The following is a 17,581-nucleotide window of genomic DNA, read 5'->3' on the forward strand; positions in this document are numbered from 1 at the left end:
CAAGTCGAGACGAGACCAGTCCGTAAGTCCTGAGTTAGGACATTACTGGCGGGTAGAACACCTGTCGAGGCTTCCACCTGCGCATTCACGACGTCGACGAAGCGGATCGGGACACTAAGCAGGTAGGTTCGGGCCGTGGCATTCGTGCGGAAAGTGCGCACCGCATCCGGAGCGGTCGCGGTGCAGGTCGTGCGCAAACACCGCGGCCGGCACGAGATCCTCGCTCACGTCGGGTCCGCGCATACCGACGTCGAGCTGGGCATTCTGCTCGAACGAGCCCGACACCTGCTGCACGGCGATCAAGGCGTGCTGGAGCTGGATGTGCCGACGCCCGTCGAGCAGATCGCCGATGTTGCCGACTGGCGGACCGGCCAACTGCCCGGCCCGACGACGAGCAAGGGTGGCGAGCTCGCCGGGGCGGGACGAACCGTGCGCACCAGCGCCCGGTTGCTCTACGACGTGCTCACCTTCGTCTACGACGGGCTCGGCTTCGACATCATCGACGACGCGGTGTTCAAAGACCTGGTCATCGCCCGGATCGTCGAACCGACCTCGAAGATCGATGCCCTGCGCGTCCTCGGCGATCTCGGCGCTGATCCGGTGTCGTACAAAACGATTCAACGCCACCTCGCGCAGATCATCACCGGCGACTACCGCGACCGGATCGCCCGCCGCTGCTTCGAGTACGCGGCCAGCACCGGCGGGTTGGGATTGCTGCTGTTCGATGTGACCACCTTGTACTTCGAGGCCGAGAAGGAAGACGACCTGCGCAAGGTCGGCTACTCCAAAGAGCGCCGGGTCGATCCACAAATCGTGGTCGGGTTGCTCGTCGACCGCACCGGGTTCCCACTGGAGATCGCCTGTTTCGAAGGCAACAAGGCCGAAACCCACACCCTGGTCCCCATGGTGCGTCAGTTCCAGGCCCGGCACGACCTCGAGGGCGTGGAGATGGTCATCGCCGCCGACGCCGGCATGCTGTCGGCGGCGAATCTCACCGCTCTCGACGAGGCCGGCCTGAAGTTCATCGTCGGCTCCCGGGTGACGAAGGCGCCCGCTGATCTGACGTCCCATTTCCATTGGCACGGTGATGTGTTCACCGATGGGCAGATCATCGACACCGTCACCCCCCGGCACGCCCGCAGCGTGGTCAACACCGTGAAAAGGCGGGCCGAACCGGTCTGGGATCCGGTTCGGCATCCCACCTCGTGGCGGGCGATCTGGCAGTACACCCGCAAACGTGCCGTGCGCGACAACCAGACTCTCAATGCCCAGGAGGCGAGGGCGCGGGCGGTGGTCGAGGGCACCCAGAAGTCGAAGGCGACGCGCTTCGTCAAGACCACCAGCGCAGGTCAGCGACTCGATGATGCCGCGCTGGCACGAGCTCGATCGCTGGTCGGCTTGAAGGGATACGTCACCAACATCCCGGTCACGCTCATGGAACCGGGCGAGGTGATCGGCAAGTACCACGACCTCTGGCATGTCGAGCAGTCGTTTCGCATGTCGAAGACCGATCTGCGGGCACGGCCGATGTTCCACCGCACCCGCGACGCCATCGAGGCGCACCTGACCATCGTGTTCGCCGCTCTGGCCGTCGCCCGCTGCGCCCAGGACCACACCGGTGTCGCGGTCGCGAGGCTGGTCAAGCAACTGCGGCCGCTGCGGACCTCGACCATCGCCATCAACGGTGCCGTCCAGGACTTTCCGCCGCAGATCCCTGCTGCCGAGCTGGAGATTCTCACCCGTCTCGGGTTCGAATCGGGACACTAAGCCAAATGTCCTAACTCAGGCTGGTAACTATTACGCGGAAAACTGAGGGATCGCGCCCCTACCGGCTCTGGGCGGGGCCTGTCCGAGCTGCCGCACGTCAGGGCGTCACGCCAGTTCATCCGGGGAATCGCACGCCTCTCAAGTCGAGACGAGACCAGTCCGTAAGTGGTTGATAGTGGTATTGTGTGGTTGCCTAAGGCAATAGCCGAGGGAAGCGGTTCGTGTAGGAGGTCTCCGGAGCGTAAGTACCCCCTGTGGGCAGCTCCACCTAGCGGTTTCCAGCCTTGCGCGCCCATCACGCTCGAGAAGAACCTCACCCCACGGGTGGGGTTCTTCTCGTTGTCAGAGCATGAATACCTCGATCCGGTGTGCGATCTTCGCTCTCATCTGGCCACCGCGGCCCCAGGCCCATGCATGGATATCGGGGAGCCACAGCAGTGGATCGCTCGGGGAAGCATGGTGGTAGACGAACGGCGCATCGGCGCCCAAGGCGTCGCGGATCGTCCGATTATCCTCTCGATCCTGATTGCAGGATTCGATAAGGACCCGGCTCACCGCGAGCGTAGCCAAATCCCGGACAGCTGCCCCGAGAGTGAGATCGCGGGCGCTTCGTTCGGGCATCTTTCCCGACTTCACGACGTAGAGGCGACTGGCCGCGTCGAGCTTCGATACCTCGGTGACCAGCTTTGGCGCGTCCTTCTTGCTGACGGACTTCATGTGTATACGTGCGCTGCCTCGCGGACGCAGCGCTTCCACCTGCTTACGCAGCGCTGCGACATCTCCGCCGGCGACGGTGACAGCGCAGAGCATGTAGCCGTCACGCTTGGACTCGTCAATGAATGCGTGCACAAGCGGGGATCTTGTCAGTGAGGGGTGCAAAAGTGAGTCCGGGCGCCGAACCAGGTAGTCGCTGCGTCGGCGACAACAGCTCCCGACCTGGTGGCTTCCGGCCTACCCCCGCAGTTGCGGACTCTGTGAAGAACCGCGTCATCGGAAGCTGGCCTCCGCCAACTCGATGAGCTCTTCGAGGTCGAGGCGGTAGGCATCGAGAGAGTATCCCCGGCTTTTGGCACGAGTGGTGATGATCGGCCGGTAGGTGTCCAGCAGAAGTCGATAGAAGGGTAAACAGCGGTGATGAGAGTTGCCGTCGTCGCCGATCTCCTCCAGTCGTGGGCCGGTTTCCGACCATCTCCTCCCGCGCACCAGATACTGCACATATGACAGCAGCCGGCCTTCTAGCTCGTCGCTGATGTCGAATCCCTGGAACTGCAGCCGGTCGATGCGTTCTTCCCCGAGGACGGCTCGATCAGCGGGATTGAGCGCCTCGATGCTTGCGCTCAGGACACGGAACATGTCGAGCAAGTCCCATACCAAAGCGCATTCGGTGCGGGTGAGTTCTGGACCGACCGTAGCGAACACATCGCCGTACTCGCCGGCATACCCTTCCTCGAGAGCTTCGCTTCGTCGTGCGTAGTAGTCGGCCTCGTCCGGCACGAGAGCGGCCAGAATCCTCGACTGGCTCGCGAGCAGTAGCCGTTCGCTCATCGTCAGTGACTGAGGCACATCGCCACGACGCATCTCCACGTCGCGACCGAGCAACTGATCGATCTGGTCCCGCAACAATGCGCTGACGGTCGCGCCCTTGGATTGGGCCAGCGCCTCAAGCTCTTCTCGAGTCTCGTCGCTGACACGGAGCGTGAGGGTGGCCATCGGATCCTCCATGTAGTCTGAACTACAGATTAGAATACAGTATTCACTTCCGTAATACTGCATTACACCACCGCGTGCGTGGTGCCCCTGACGGCTGTGCTGTTTACCGATCGTCAAACAGGACGCTTGCGTGAGGACGTGGGGTTGGAACGTGCCCTCCCCTGGAGGCGAGCGGATGAAGTCTTGTTTAGCCGTGCTGGATGGGGGTCCGGGGTGGGTACCCTATGGCGGACTCGTGGGGCGTCACCGTGGTCTGCTCTCTCACGGGCAGGTGGAAGACGTTGTTTCGCAAGTCCTCCTTCTCGGAACATGGCCACGGGAAGACCAGCCCGACCGCGCCACCTGCGACGACGATGCTTCAACACTGGTGTCGGCAACTGATGGTTCAAAACGCGCGTTCTCGACGAGTCCTGAGACATCGATGGCTCGTGTTGTTCGCCCGACGCCGGTCGACAGTCGGGAGTACCCGCGGATCGAGAAAGCAACCTGGGCCGTTTTCCGACCAGGACGAGGCACCTCCTGCTCGCCCACAAAGCCCTAGGCCTGTCCCGCATTCCGGAGCAGGATCCGAGCCGGACCGCACTGACCTCGAACGAAAAACGTGCTGACACGGATGGGAAACCCCTGGTCACGTACTGATATGCCAGTGGGAAGTTCACGGGACAGCCGTCTTGTGGAAACTGCATAAATCACGCAAATCGGGCGCATTCGGTCAGCTGGGGGTTTGTCACTCCCGGTGTGTGCGCGGTCGGTGACGAGAATCGTCCTTCCCGCACCCTCTCCCACGAAAACGCACCTCAGCGCGTTTTCCGCTGCCGAACTGTCGGAGCACCCCCGGTAGGGCGCCCGGCGAGACTCTCGACCAGGACGACACCCGCCCCAATGCCGGGATGTGGCCTCTTCTGACCCCCGCACCGGCCGCGGCGCCGCTGCTCGCCGAGCCGGTGCGGACCCGGATCGAGGCGTCGGTGACCGCGGCGCGTTCCGCCGGCACCCGCCGCGCCTACACCGCCGCCTGGCGCCGCTTCACCAGCTGGTGCGGCGCCGAAGGCCACCCCGCGTTGCCGGCGCATCCGGCGACGGGGTCCGCGTATCTGGCTGTCGCCGCCGACACCCTCACCGAGGGGCGGCGGGCGTACGCGCCGTCGACCCTGGCCAAGTGGGTGGCGGCGATCGCGCACCAGCACCGCACCGCCGGCTACCCCTCCCCACCAGCCACGAGCTGGTGCGGGCCACCGTGGCCGGCATCCGCCGCGACTACGCCACCGCCGGCGAACGCTCCCGTACCCCACGCGCCCCGCTGCTCACCGCCGGCGAACGCCCCCGTACCCCCCCCCCCCCCCGCGCCCGCTGCTCACCGCCGACATCGTCGCCATCGTCGCCAAGGCCCGCGCCGAGGTCGCCGGGTGGGCGGACGAGGTCCTCGAACGCCGCGACACCGCGATCCTGCTGCTCGGGTACGCCGGGGCGCTGCGCCGCAGCGAACTCGTGGGCGCAGGTCGTTGCCGCGTTCGACACCGGCGACCGGCCCGCGGTGATCCGGCTGCTCGGCATCGCCCCGCTGTTCGACGCGCACCTCTGCCGCGGCTCCCGCCCGCGCACCGCCGCGAACGCACCGCTGCTGCGGGCGATCCGCAAGACGGCAACCTCTCGATCACGCCGTTGTCGGGGGCGGTGCACCAGGCGATCCGCCGCCGCGCTCAGCGTGCCGGCTACGACCCCGAACTCGTCGCCCGGCTCGGCGGGCACTCGCCGCGCGCCGGGTTCGTCACCCAGGCCTACCCGAGATCCTCGCCGAGTCATCGAGATCGCACAGGATTACCCGCATATCAAACACACCACTCCCGCGATGCTCAAGGTCTACGCCCGCGAACACGCCCCCTGATCAACAACGCCGTGACGAACCTCAGATTGTGACCGGCGAACACCTCTGCGACACCGCGGCCGCCGCGATGGACCCCGCCGAAGAACTGCCGGCCCGGGACCGGCACCCATGGGCGCTGTTCATCGACTGGTGCACCGCCTTTGGTTACGAGGTGCTGCCTGCCGACCCGCTCACCGCGGCAAAGGCCGTCCGCGTCAACCCCGCCGCTGTGGCCGCCCAGCGCCGGCGGCTCACCGTCATCAACATCCTGCACACCCGCCCCGGCCTGCCCCCACCGGGCCGCAGCGCCTTCGTCCGGCACCTGCTCGATGCCGCACGCCGCGACCGACTGACTCAGATTGCCGACATTGTGGCCTCGCGGATACCGGGGCTCCCCATCACCGCGTGGCCGCAGGGCCTGTTCGGTCGCCGTGAGCGGTTGCTGTTGGTGCTGGCTACCGCTGGGCTCGGATTCGTCCAGATCAGACGGCCGCGACGTGGGACATCGTCTGCACCGACGACACGGTGCACGTCGGCACCGGTGACGGCCACCGTGTGGAGCTGACGAGTGTGGTCGCTGGTGTCGATGTGGTGGCGGTGTACCGGGACTGGGCCGAGATCCAGTCTTTTCTGGACGAGCATTCCAACACTCGACTGCTCGCTCAGCATCTGTTCGAACCGGTCACGGCAGATGTTCCCGATTGGTGCCAGACGTGGCCGTTGCCGATCGACCGCTGGGGCCACACCCCGCTGATGCCGCTCGCCATGACCTCCCAGTCCGGCGCCTCCGTGGTGCGAGCACACCTGATCGGCCCCAGGGCCTGTGCACCGCCCGTTGCCGATCCGAGCACCACAGCCGGATCTGGATAGGCGGGACGAGTTGATTACTCAGGACGTCACACTGGATCCCGATTACTACGAGCGCGGCGTCGCCGCCCGGAAGCAACTGGGCGACATCGCTAGTGTCTTCGACGAGGTCGAAAACCAAGCTGACACTGTGCCGGGAACGCAATTTGGCATCTTCGCCAGCTGGCCTGGATAAACCGTCGTGAATCTAAGAGCTCCAGAAGCGGCTATTCCGCTCCGTTGGTCGGTCGCTACCGCCGCTGGATTCTACTTACGATTTCGTCTCGAACCAGACGATGGGTCCGTGAGCCCCCCATACAAAGCCGGGCCATCCGCAATTGGCGACGGAGACTTGTCCTGCTCGCACCCAAGCACCGTAAGCGGTGACTTGCCCCCCATACCAAGTCTTGCATCGCGCTCCGGCTCGGACGTATCCCGAGCCGCCCGAGCATTGTGCGTAGGCTCGGTTGTCGGTTCCTGCCCAGAAGTTGCAGCCTGTCACCGCGTTCGCAGCGGGAGCCAGCGCTAGCGGAGCCCCTATGACAGCAGCGCATAGGGCCATGGAGGCGACACCTTGTCGGATCCGCTTCATTGTCTTCATTGTGTAAATCCTTTCTAGTGAGTTGCTCGTAGTGGACCGTATTTCCTGACGAAGGGAAACATCTGCTCTCGTGAGAAATTTCATCTGTTTGGTCGATAATCTGACCTGGCGCCAGTGCTTCGAGGTGGTCTGGCTGAACAGTTCGCAGGCTCCTTCTACATTGATGCCAGCGCGAAGGTGGACTGCTCCGAGCTCACCGTCGTCGGGAAGTCCACTCATAACGACCGTGGGAGAAACCCCATCGGTGACGCTGCTCGGTCCCCGGTCAGCTCTGCCGATGCGTAAGAACCGTATGCAGCGCCCCGGCGAGCTGGACATCGATGGGGTCAGCGGCCAGATGTCAGCTTCGGCCGGGTACAGCGCACGACGGCAGCATTCCATGCAATGTCGCGGCGAGAAGACCGGCTCCTGTGAAATCCTCTATGCTTCCTGCGTCCTGAGCAGATCTACGAGAGGATCCCGATGACGACATCTCAGACGCGGCCGGGGGATATCGCATCTCGTGCGGTGGGGTTACTTCTGCTCGGTCTGGCCACCTGTGCGTTGTTGTGGCTGTTCGTCAATGTTGGCGATAGGCCCACGGGCCGTAACCATGCAACAGGCGAGACGTATCTCCCGGATGGTCTGTACCTCGCCACCGCTTTGTCTTTGTTGATGGCCTTTGCAGTGACAGTAGCATCGGATTTTATCTTGGGGCGCTCCGCCTGGACCGCTTTCGTGACTGGATTCATTGTCGGTGTAATTATCTTCTTTTGGAATATTCCGTGGAGTCAGCTGGACTATGGGGCAGGGGAAATGTTCGGTATCGCCATATGGTGGCTACCGCCAATTCTTGGAACTGTCACATATGTAGGAAAAGCCGTCATAAATGAATTTAGATAGGCGGAAATAAGTCCTTGCGCGGGCTTGGTGTAGAGGGTTTTGCTGAGCGCTTGCATACCGATCGGCGCTAGGCTCTTCTCCGCCGGACGGGCGTGGCTACCACATCGTCCCTCCATGGTCGCATTGGCGAATCTGATCGAGGCACCTGTCTGCGTGGGAGCACCACATCCAACAGCCCCAGAAGGACACTAGCTGGCCTTCTCCTGCTTTTCCCTGCACTTCGGAGCCACACGCGGACCATCGACGGTCATAAGCCGTGGACCAGCGCAATTTCGTACCTACCCGTTGCGTTTGCTCGGGCAATCGGATCCGGGTGCGAATACCCCTAGGGATCCTTTCGAAGTACCACCGATGGCCAGCTTGGGATGCAGTTCGTGAGGGTAGTGACTGCGTCGTGTACGAATAGTTCGATACCACGACCGTTTTCGAGGATCGAAGGGTCCTCCAGAGGATGGGCATCCTGTCGGTGGCCCGACATCGGCCTCGCCGAAACAGGTCGCCTTGATCAGTTCCGTCATGACTTGTAGGCGGCACTGATCGTCCCTCCGAACCGCAATCCCGAGAGGAATGACTGCGCTGTGACCACCTTGACGCGTGGTGCCAACATTGGCATCGACACTGCGGCCACGACCCTTGCCGTCACCGGCACCGCGCCGGGCAGTGTTGACTTGTTCGTTTTCCAGCTCGGTGACAATCGCAAGGTCCGTAGCGATGACGACCTGGTCTTTTTCAACAACCCGCGGTCCCCCGAGGGCGCAGTCATGCTGGTGTCCTCGGGTCAGGTACGGGTAGATCTGCACGCCGTACCGGCGGCGGTGGCGAGGATCGTGGTCGCGGTCGCCGTCGACGGGTCGGTTCCCGGTCCGCTGTCGTCGGTTCCGTCGCTGGCGGTGACGGCCAGTCAGGCCACCGGTGCGGTGGTGACGGCGCCGGCGGTGGGCTTGACCACGGAACGCTCGGCGGTCTTGCTCGAGGTTTACCGGTACAACGGGCGCTGGAAGGTCCGCAATGTCTCGGCCGGCTGGGAGGGCGGTCTGGCGGCGTTGGTCACCGAGCACGGCGTCACCGTCGACGACGCCCCCGCTGTCCCGGCTCCGGCCGCGGCTCCCCCGACGCAGGTGAACTTGGCGAAAGGCAAGATCAATCTCGACAAGGGCCAGCGTGTATCGATGGCCAAGACCGCAGCAATTACCGCCACGGTTTCGTGGAATTCCGAAACCGACTACGACGTGTACGCCCTTGTGTTGTTCCGGGACGGCCACGTCGAGACTGCCGCGCAGTTCGGCACCGCGGACAATCCTTACTTCACTCCGGTCGTCGCCGCAGGCGCAGTCCGGCACTGTGGTGACATCGGCCGGGACGCCGGCCGACGCGGCCGCGCCGTGGAGAAGGTCGAGATCCGGCTCAACGACGACATCGTGTGCGTTGTTCCGGTGGCGTACTCGGCCCAGTCGAACGGAACCGGCTCGTTCCATCGCTACAAGGTGTCTCTCGCCGTGGACAACGGCGCCGGCGATGTCGTCACCGTCGATGCGCGGCACGCGCAGCGGCACGACAACATCTACACCTGTGTACCGGCGATCGTGTGGAACAGAGCTCACGGCGTCGAAATCGATGCTGTCGAACTTTACAGTCGACCGAACTCCGAATACCGTCCGCTACTCGACCACCGCGGCCAACTGACGATGGATGCGGGACCGCTGAATCTCTACAAGTGACGCCCGTTGGCATCGCTTGAGGGCTGGTGGGCAAGCCAGCGAAACGGCCGGCTTGCCCAGCGACCCTCCAGTGATGCCGCAGGGCCCGCATCGGACCGAGCCCGGCGGCATCACCACATTTACCGCTGTCACGACCCCAGAGGGAGGCCGCGGCGTGAACGGTGACGGGGTTACACGGACACCGAGACCCGATCGGCGGTATCGACATCGTCGTCGGGATTGCGGCGCTTACGGGCGATGCTCGAGACCAGGGCGGCCACGATGAGGACGACCCCGACCAGGCCGGTGACGATCTCCGAGACGTGGGTGCCGATCGAGTACAGCAGGATCAAGGCGAGGGCACCGATGGCCCAGTGGGCGCCGTGTTCGAGGTACACGTACTCGGACAGGGTGCCCTGCCGGACCAAGTACACCGTCAGGGAGCGCACGAACATCGCGCCGATGAAGCCCAGGCCCAGGGCGATGATGATCGGGTCTGCGGTGATGGCGAACGCGCCGATGACGCCGTCGAAGGAGAACGACGCGTCGAGCACCTCGAGGTAGAGGAACAGGAAGAACCCGGCCTTGCCGGTGGCCTTGGCCAGCTCGGTCGGACCGGAGCGACCGGCCTGCGCGTCGTCGTGTTCGACGTTGAACAGCTCCCCGAGTCCGTTGACGGCGATGTAGGTGATCATGCCCAAGGCGCCGGCGATCATGACGGTGGAGGTCTGATCGTCCGGGGCGATGTACACCGCGGTGAGCACCAGCAGGGCGGTGGCGATGACCACTTCGAGCTGGTCGAGCTTGCCGATCCGTTCGAGGGGACGCTCGAGCCACGACAGCCAGGTGATCTCCTTTTCCTCGAGGACGAATCCGAGGAAGAGCATGAGCAAGAACATGCCGCCGAACGCGGCGATCTGCGGATGCGCGGCGGTGATGAGCGTTTCGTAACTCGGGGAGCCGTCGGGGAAGTACGCGGCACCGTCCGGCGGCGGGTTCAGCGCCAGATCGAGGGCGGCGACCGGGCCGAGACCGGAGGCGAGCCAGACGATGACCAGCGGGAAGACCAGCCGCATGCCGAACACGGCGATCAGGATGCCGACGGTGAGGAAGATCTTCTGCCAGAACTCGCTCATCCGCCGGAGCACGGTGGCGTTGATGACGGCGTTGTCGAAGGAGAGCGAGACCTCGAGGATGCCGAGGATGGTGGCGAGCAGCAGCGCCTGCGGCCCGCCGTAGAGGAACGCCACCACCAGGGAGACGACCGTGACGGCGAACGAGACGCCGAAAATGCGCAGAACCACAGAACGTGGCCTTTCTGTCTGAGGCGGTCGTCCCGCCCCGCACTGGGCCGAGCGTCGATGCTCAGTGCGCCGGTGCGGCGGCGGGACGACCGAAGGAAACGGTCGCGTCGGTCAGATGTTGACGCCGTAGTCGCGGGCGATGCCTTCGAGCCCGGAGGCGTAGCCCTGTCCGACGGCGCGGAACTTCCATTCGGCGCCGCTGCGGTAGACCTCGCCGAAAATCATGGCGGTCTCGGTGGAGGCTTCCTCGGTCAGGTCGTAGCGGGCCAGCTCGATGCCGGTGTTGCGGTCGACGATACGGATGAAGGCGTTGATCACCTGACCGAACGACTGGCCCCGCTGGACCGCGTCGTGGATCGACACCGGAAAGAAGATGTTCGTCACCTTCGGGTCGAGGGCGATCAGGTCGACGTTGATCGACTCGTCGTCGCCGTCACCTTCACCGGTGAGGTTGTCGCCGGTGTGCTCGACGGCACCGTCGGGGGACTTGAGCTGGTTGTAGAACACGAAGTGCCGGTCGGACAACACTTTGCGATCCGAGCCGGTCAGCAGCGCGGAGGCGTCGAGATCGTAATCGGCCCCGGTGGTGGTGCGCTGGTCCCAGCCCAGACCGACGGTGATCGCAGTCAGATTGGCTGCCTGCTTGGACAGCGACACATTGCCACCCTTGGCGAGAGTAACACCCATGAAATGGACTCCTTCGAGTTGACGGAACCCTCCGAATACCAATGCACTCGCAGGGAACAGAACGGTGAGGCGATCATGCCCCCGCTAGACCACCCAACAGAAGATAAGGGGCCGCTCCAGCTTCCCGGTACCCAGCCCGCGCTGAGTACCGGATTCGAGCGTGGATCCGGTAGCTGCCATAGCCGCATCGATGCCGACAGGACGACGCGGGACCGATTCTACGAGGCGGAATTGGCGCACCCGTTGCGGCAAGGTGCTTCGACTAGTGCGGTCCTACCCGGTCGGAGCACGCATTCCACAGTTGTCTCTTCGGCCGTCACGTTTCGGCTAGGAAGGAAGGTGTGCCGAGCACTCGCTTCGGTGGTCAAGGTCTGAGCGATAGCCGTCACCACAGAAAGCGTAACCACCATCGGTGCCGTGCATGCTCCGACAGCCTCCTTTGGCGCCGGACAAGTGCGTAGCTGGCGACAACTCCGGGTCGAACTTTGAGGGGAGGTGGTATCGCAGCGCACCGCAACATTAGGCCAGCCACAAGTCGCCTCGATACTGAAGGTCACATGGGTTCCTGTCATACTTCAGCGACCCAGGTATTGGTCCAATTCGCGGGCCTTCCGGTCCAGGTGCGCTTTGAGTTGGTCGGCGTTGCGGTCGAATGCATCGAGGGTGCGCAGTGTCGATTCCAGTTCTCGCTCGAACTGATCTTTCATCGAGTCCTTCCACTGGGCGCTGCGCAACGCACCGCGAGTGCGAGCGATCGCCTGCTTGATCTCCCTTTGCGTCCGATCGATGTCGGCGCGGAGTGTGCGCAGTGAGCTGGGATCAGCGTTGACGCCGGCCATGTCGTCTCCTCGGTCTCCGGTGGTTGTCGAGTGTGTTGGTCAGTGCCCGTCCAGGGTGCCCAGGATCCGGTCGATCTCGAGGTCGAATTCGATCAACGACGCCTGAAAACGATGGTCTGCCGCATCGAGGTCGGCCAGTTCCCGGTCTTCGATCCGCTTGAACACCACGTCCCGCCATAGATCTCCTGCAGCGGATTCAGCGGCGCGACGGCGGTTGATGTTCTGGGCATGGATTTCCCTGCTGCGGTGCAGTCGGCTCATCTAGTCCACCACCTGGCCGGGAACAGAATCTAGACCCAACCGTCGGGCTACCCAGACGCGGTGGAATCCATTCGCGATACGAAAGGTCCCGTTCACCTGTCGGGTGAAGCGTGGAGCTTCCGACGCACCGAAGAATCCGGTGTAAGTGTCGGAGTAGCTGCGATTGCCCATCAGTCCATCGCGAGTGTCCCGATCTCGGAAGTAGTCCAGGCTCTTGCCACGAGCCAGTGCTGGCAGGACAACCTGCTGCAGTGCTGTGAATCCCCACTCGAGATCCTCAGGAGAACAGTCCATCTTGAAGTCCTCCGGACCTCCCACCCGGCTGTCCGAATCATCGATCAGCGCCAGCGGCACCAGCGAATAGCCGTCAGGGATGCCGGGCGGTCTGTACACGATGTCGCCCGTCGATTGACCAGGACCGCCGGTACCGACGGACCAACCGCCCCCGGTACTGGCTCCGGACGACGTGTGGCGGCCCCCACCGCCGAACGCCACCGTATGTCCGCCCCCCGGGCTGGTGTGCAATGCGAATTGCTGGTATATCCCCAAATCTGTGGCGATCTGCGCTAGTCGCCTCTGTGCCTGGTCGTTGACATGCGACACCGCGGATCGATATCGGGCACTGTCCTGGTCGTATTGCTCCTTAGCGACCCGGAAACGCTGCAGACACCCTTGGGCGACGGTCAGCCGCACCTGGGCTCGGTTCACCTGCCGTCGTTCGACGCTACAGTCGGCGTCTTCGCCGCGCATGCACGCCGCATAGGCGTCCTCGGCCCGCTGTAGTTCGAGCCGGCGCCGGTCGAGTTCGGCATCGATGTGCCGGAGCACGGATGCGGCTGCGGACGCCGCTGCCGCTCTGACCTCATCACCGACGCGGGTGTAGCTGTTCAAGTCGGCACCCAATCGAACTACTGCGTCGGGGTCGACATGCGCCGCGTCAGACATCGCTCGTATCCGTCGACTGCTCCGCCAAGGACCACAGCCACTGCGTTGTCTCCACAAGGGTCTTATCCGGAACGGGATCCTTCGGAAGACTGAACCGACGAGTCACAAGCTGCCGACCAGTGTCGAAATCGTCGTACAGGAACTGCGCCGGAGTCAACTTGGCGGCGGCTGTGGAGTCGGCCAGAACCCGCGAATCGGACTCGTTGAGCGGACCGAGTAGCTTGTGGGAGAACTCGCGGGCGGATGCGTGGTCGAACCGCCGCTGGAATGTCGCGTATCGATCTGCCCACGCCAGGACATGCACCCCTACCTCCGGACCATCCCGCAGGATCGCCGCCAGGATCTTGGATGGCGACTTGTCGTCGTAGTCGTCGGGATTCAGGTCGCGTGCTCGCTGCAGACCCGGTAGTACCAGCACTCGGCCACGGCCACGGAAGTCGTTGAGGGCATGTCGCTCCATGACCAGCTCATTGAGTTCGGACAGCAGGGACGGGAACTGACGGCTGTGCGTCAGACGGGCGCCGTACGCAGTGAATCCCTTGAAAACCTCGTCCCATGGTGAGGCCATCGCGGCGAAGTCGACGGCGTCGACGGTGATGCCGGTTGCCAACAGTGACGCCGTCATCAGTGCGAGCGAGTCGAGCGCATCCGGACTGATTACCAGCATATTCCCACCGGCGGCACGGGCAACCCGCATACACACCGGGTCAGCCAAGGACATGGGAGCACCCACGGGCAACACCAACTCGCCAATGGGCGATGAACGAGTAAATAGCGACGATGGCTGATCTGTGATCGGCGCTTCAGCATTCCCTTCGAACACCACTGGCCGGCGGGTGAATCCACGCTGTTGGGCCAATGCGTGCAGGGCTGAAATTACGTCCTCCCGATCCTGTCCCGACCAGTACGCGCATTGGAATCGGTTGTTTGCATCGCGCACTCCTCCCTTGGTATTGATGATGCCCTCGCCGGGCTTGTCGAGCAGTTGAGCATCTACATTGCCGTCTGCGAGAAGAAGCTCGGAGTCTTTCGACGAGCTCGACAGAACCAGTCGAGTCTTGATCTGATCAAGGGCCACACGAATTTTCTGGGCGCTTCCGGACACGGATTGAGACGCAAGGACTGCGTGAACGCCGAAGGCACGTCCTTGCCGGATGACCCGTTCGATCAGCGCCGCAGCCTTTCGGCTGGCCTCGTCTTCTTCTTCCAGCATCATGTGGAACTCGTCGATGACCAGGATGATCCGCGGCAGTTGTTCGCCGGACTGACTCCGGTAGGTGCCGAAATTGACCTCTCCGCCGCCCACTGCTTTGAAGAGTTCTCCTCGCTTCTCGATCTCCTCGTCCAGGCTTTCGAGGACGCTGATACCGAAATCACGGTTGGTTTCGATCGCCACGATGCGAGCGTGAGGCAACAGCCCGGCTGCGTATGGTTTGAACTCCACGCCCTCTTTGAAGTCGATCAGGTAGAACTCGAGTTCTTCCGGCGGGTACTGCATCGCCCAGCCGAGAATCAAGGAGTGCAGCAACACTGATTTTCCGGAACCGGTACGACCGCCGACGAGTGCGCCTGGAAAATCCCCGGAATCGATGCGCAGTTCCGCAACATTTGAAGCGCCCATGCGCCCGAATCGGGACACCGCAGCATTGGCGGAATGATCGCTCCACCAGGTCTTCGGATTGTGGGGATCGGCGATGACCTGGTCAGGTCGAGTCCCCTTGGCAGCGGCGCGGTGCGCCTCGGCCTGTGCGAGTGCGTATACCTTGGCCGGGTCGACTTGCACGTTCGCCGCAGCGTGCATCTGGCGTTCGATATGTGCAAGGAGATCAGCCAACTGCTGCTCGGTAGGCGGGGTGTCCGATGTCAGCTGCCAGATGATGTCCGACAGATGCACCGGTCCCTTTCTGGATCCACTGGTCGGAAGACCCAACGCTTGTACGATCTCCGGGTCTCGGCCGCTGGTCATGGCCGAGGCTAATGCGCTCAGTTCTGCTGGTTTGACGGCCTCGTGTGGTGAGGTGGCCGCTGGGACAGTGGCAAGGAGGAACACACCGGCCCGCCGGCCGACGTCAGCCAGACGGCGTAACCTGGTCAGGGCCTCTCGGTCCCAGTTCTCGCCGTCCTTGGAGAACGATTTTGGATGATCGAACAGCAACACCAGCCGGTACGGCTCGGCGACCTCACCGGCCTCTCGATTGTAGCTGGTCAGTGTCTCGTGCGTGCCCTGTAGGTATTTCTGCGTTACGAACGCAACGTGGTTTTCTAGTTCTATCAGCAATTCGCTGATGTTGTGGCTGCCCCATATCTTGTCCCCGAACACCTTCGGGCCTGCATCCCCGAGACCGTAGAGGAAATTCAGGGAAGCGCCGAGTTCAACAGGGTCGACTGCGTCGATCTTGACCCTTCCGGCCGGCAGCAAGGCCAGCATGTCCAACACCACGTTTTCGACGATGCGCCTGTCGTCCGTGACGAAGCCGCCGCATTCGTCGAGATCCACGATGTAGGGAATCGAATGGACTGCCCGGGACAGAGGAAGGTCCGTGCGCTTGCTCAGTGTGGTGGAGGTCGAGCGGCCCGGATTCACGCCCAGGTCGTAGTTGACGGAAGTGGCGGCGACCTGTCCGAGCGGAAAATGTAAGGTGCCCACGCCGGTGGTCAATGCAGTCGCGGCGACATCCGACAGCCATACCGGGCGGATCGTATGGTGTGGGTGAGGCAGCGTCGCACGGGCGCTGGCTTCCCAGGTGCGAATCGCTGAGTGTCCCGACGACTCGGCCTTGCGCACAAATGTCGAGAACTCGTCTTCGTAGATGGCTTGGTGTCTGCGTGCAGTTTCATCTTCGAGGGTAGTTACCGCCCTCTTGTAGGAGCTGAGCAGCGCGCGGGTCGCGTTCACCAGCTCTGACATCAACGTTAGGCGGTTGGCCTTGAGCAAGACGGGTCCGGATTGGACGATTTGCTGAATCAGCGCGTTGCCTTCGTCCGTCCATCGGTCTGGTGTTGTCGGCGCGTTGGTGTTCGGATAGTCGCTCAGCTGATCCCACCCATTGGGAAGTTTGCTTCGGTACTTGTGGTACAGGGCCGATCGAAGAGTCTCCATCGTCTTGCTGAGCTGCTCGGAGCGACTGGAGTATGTGTGGTCGAGGGCGGTGATCCGGCGGTCGATTTCGGTCTGTGGGTAGGTGCTGGCTATGACCTCGACCAGCCGTGTGAGCATCGATGAGATCTCGGTCAGCCGACGCTGAGCGGATATGTCGACGTCCAAACGGCGGGCCCGTTCGACTAGCTGCGGTTCTGCTGCGGGCCCAACCACCGGGGCGCTCCGCGCTTGCGGGGCGACGGCCGGTTCGGGAGTGATCGGGAGTGGGGAGGCAGCTGGCGAGGAGTCGAGTGGTCCGGCGGGGCCATCCTGATGTGCGGGTGTAGAACTGATTTGAGGATCAGCTGGGGTGTGCGGTGTGACGTCGGGGGCGTCCTCGATCTCGATTCCTAGATCCTTTGCTGCCCCGGCCAGTCCATCGTCATATCCTTGGCCGACGGCGCGGACCTTCCACTGGTCGTTGCGCAGGTACAGTTCGACGGCGATTACCACGGTCTCGTTGTGTGACGGTGCGACCAGGAACCGAGCAAAGGACTCGGAGGTGTCGGCTCCGGCCGTCACCAGGCGCACCTCGAATGCGGGAACAGGTCGGTCATCGGCTGACAGCAACACAACAACCTTTTCCGCGTCGGGATCGGCGCGTCCGAGTTCGCAGTCCAGGGCGGTACCGGCCGCTATGAGTGCGATTCCGGTGGGATGCGTCGGCGCGTTGTAGAACACGAAGTCTTCGTCCCGGCGGGCCTTGCCGTCTTTCCCGACTACCACCGCGGAGACGTCCAACGGCGTTGCCGCTGTGATCGCCACGCGCACAGCGGTGCCGGGGAGAGGCATGTTCTGTCCCTTCACCAATTCAGCCAGCACATGCCCTCCTAATTTGCGCATCAGCAGCCCTGTGATGTTAGCCGTCCTCCCGGCAGGGGGGTGTCCATCGATCGGTGAATTGCGTATTGCGGAGCCGTGAGAGTGTGTCGACAGTGGGATTTCCTGCGGCTGATCAGAGACCACATGACCGCGAAGCTGAGCGGCGTCTTCGCCCCCTACCGGCGCAACATCCATCGAGATGGTTGACAGCCGCATC

The 17,581-nt window shown here is 63.3% G+C and carries 13 protein-coding genes and 1 pseudogene; 6 read left to right on the forward strand and 8 right to left on the reverse strand.

All coding sequences use genetic code 11. The annotated features are described in order from the left end of the window. Nucleotides 1–135: 135 nt before the first annotated feature. A complete protein-coding gene (locus tag QNA09_RS00510; RefSeq protein ID WP_203011628.1) occupies nucleotides 136–1,767 on the forward strand; it encodes an IS1634 family transposase in 1,632 nt (543 codons plus the stop codon). Nucleotides 1,768–2,109: 342 nt separating this feature from the next. On the opposite strand, the gene QNA09_RS00515 is transcribed toward QNA09_RS00510, so the two are convergent. Together QNA09_RS00515 and QNA09_RS00520 are read right to left on the reverse strand one after the other, a co-directional pair. Next, nucleotides 2,110–2,616 (reverse strand): hypothetical protein, encoded by a 507-nt coding sequence (locus QNA09_RS00515; RefSeq protein WP_049904218.1) that lies wholly within the window; start codon nucleotides 2,614–2,616, stop codon nucleotides 2,110–2,112. A gap of 138 nt (nucleotides 2,617–2,754) precedes the next feature. After that, nucleotides 2,755–3,477, reverse strand: a complete 723-nt coding sequence (locus tag QNA09_RS00520) for a YfbU family protein (protein WP_006937975.1) — start codon at nucleotides 3,475–3,477, stop codon at nucleotides 2,755–2,757. An 890-nt stretch (nucleotides 3,478–4,367) separates the two neighbouring features. On the opposite strand from QNA09_RS00520, the pseudogene QNA09_RS00525 reads away from it, so the two are divergent. The 5 genes and pseudogenes from QNA09_RS00525 to QNA09_RS00545 all read left to right on the forward strand — a co-directional run bounded on the left by QNA09_RS00525 (nucleotide 4,368) and on the right by QNA09_RS00545 (nucleotide 9,388). Beyond that, nucleotides 4,368–5,394, forward strand: a pseudogene (locus QNA09_RS00525) (integrase). Continuing rightward, nucleotides 5,391–5,906 carry a hypothetical protein gene (locus QNA09_RS00530; RefSeq protein ID WP_238406544.1) on the forward strand — a complete coding sequence of 172 codons (516 nt, stop codon included), beginning with the start codon at nucleotides 5,391–5,393 and terminating at the stop codon, nucleotides 5,904–5,906. The pseudogene QNA09_RS00525 and the gene QNA09_RS00530 overlap by 4 nt, the downstream one beginning before the upstream one ends. Next, nucleotides 5,867–6,211 (forward strand): hypothetical protein, encoded by a 345-nt coding sequence (locus QNA09_RS00535; RefSeq protein WP_308071908.1) that lies wholly within the window; start codon nucleotides 5,867–5,869, stop codon nucleotides 6,209–6,211. The genes QNA09_RS00530 and QNA09_RS00535 overlap by 40 nt, the downstream gene beginning before the upstream one ends. Before the next feature lie 1,039 nt (nucleotides 6,212–7,250). Continuing rightward, nucleotides 7,251–7,670: a hypothetical protein gene (locus tag QNA09_RS00540; protein ID WP_139281832.1), complete on the forward strand. Its 420-nt coding sequence runs from the start codon at nucleotides 7,251–7,253 to the stop codon at nucleotides 7,668–7,670. 578 nt (nucleotides 7,671–8,248) lie between these two features. Then, nucleotides 8,249–9,388 carry a TerD family protein gene (locus tag QNA09_RS00545; protein WP_072812456.1) on the forward strand — a complete coding sequence of 380 codons (1,140 nt, stop codon included), beginning with the start codon at nucleotides 8,249–8,251 and terminating at the stop codon, nucleotides 9,386–9,388. 170 nt (nucleotides 9,389–9,558) lie between these two features. Here the strand turns inward: QNA09_RS00545 and QNA09_RS00550 are convergent, their stop codons facing one another. From QNA09_RS00550 to QNA09_RS00575, 6 genes are all read right to left on the reverse strand, one after another. Next, the gene (locus tag QNA09_RS00550) at nucleotides 9,559–10,671 is read right to left on the reverse strand and encodes a DUF475 domain-containing protein (RefSeq protein ID WP_072812454.1); all 1,113 of its coding nucleotides are present in this window, start codon (nucleotides 10,669–10,671) and stop codon (nucleotides 9,559–9,561) included. Between the two features lie 111 nt (nucleotides 10,672–10,782). Beyond that, nucleotides 10,783–11,358, reverse strand: a complete 576-nt coding sequence (locus QNA09_RS00555) for a TerD family protein (RefSeq protein ID WP_072812452.1) — start codon at nucleotides 11,356–11,358, stop codon at nucleotides 10,783–10,785. A 575-nt stretch (nucleotides 11,359–11,933) separates the two neighbouring features. Further along, the gene (locus QNA09_RS00560) at nucleotides 11,934–12,197 is read right to left on the reverse strand and encodes a hypothetical protein (RefSeq protein WP_072812449.1); all 264 of its coding nucleotides are present in this window, start codon (nucleotides 12,195–12,197) and stop codon (nucleotides 11,934–11,936) included. Between the two features lie 39 nt (nucleotides 12,198–12,236). Further along, nucleotides 12,237–12,458, reverse strand: a complete 222-nt coding sequence (locus tag QNA09_RS00565; protein ID WP_072812447.1) for a hypothetical protein — start codon at nucleotides 12,456–12,458, stop codon at nucleotides 12,237–12,239. Further along, nucleotides 12,459–13,403, reverse strand: a complete 945-nt coding sequence (locus QNA09_RS00570) for a hypothetical protein (protein WP_139281831.1) — start codon at nucleotides 13,401–13,403, stop codon at nucleotides 12,459–12,461. Beyond that, entirely contained in the window at nucleotides 13,396–17,364 is a 3,969-nt protein-coding gene (locus QNA09_RS00575) for an FtsK/SpoIIIE domain-containing protein (RefSeq protein ID WP_072812444.1), read from the reverse strand. Before QNA09_RS00575 ends, QNA09_RS00570 begins: the two co-directional genes overlap by 8 nt. Nucleotides 17,365–17,581: the final 217 nt, after the last annotated feature.

Origin of the sequence: Rhodococcus sp. AH-ZY2, assembly GCF_030916465.1 — a bacterium.
Classification (GTDB): Bacteria; Actinomycetota; Actinomycetes; order Mycobacteriales; family Mycobacteriaceae; genus Rhodococcus; species Rhodococcus ruber.

Excerpts from the sequence above, each read along its gene's own strand:
- QNA09_RS00520 (WP_006937975.1), bottom strand. The coding sequence starts at position 3,477 with ATGGCCACCCTCACGCTCCGTGTCAGCGACGAGACTCGAGAAGAGCTT.
- QNA09_RS00565 (WP_072812447.1), bottom strand. The coding sequence starts at position 12,458 with ATGAGCCGACTGCACCGCAGCAGGGAAATCCATGCCCAGAACATCAAC.
- QNA09_RS00540 (WP_139281832.1), top strand. The coding sequence starts at position 7,251 with ATGACGACATCTCAGACGCGGCCGGGGGATATCGCATCTCGTGCGGTG.
- QNA09_RS00570 (WP_139281831.1), bottom strand. The coding sequence starts at position 13,403 with ATGTCTGACGCGGCGCATGTCGACCCCGACGCAGTAGTTCGATTGGGT.
- QNA09_RS00560 (WP_072812449.1), bottom strand. The coding sequence starts at position 12,197 with ATGGCCGGCGTCAACGCTGATCCCAGCTCACTGCGCACACTCCGCGCC.
- QNA09_RS00555 (WP_072812452.1), bottom strand. The coding sequence starts at position 11,358 with ATGGGTGTTACTCTCGCCAAGGGTGGCAATGTGTCGCTGTCCAAGCAG.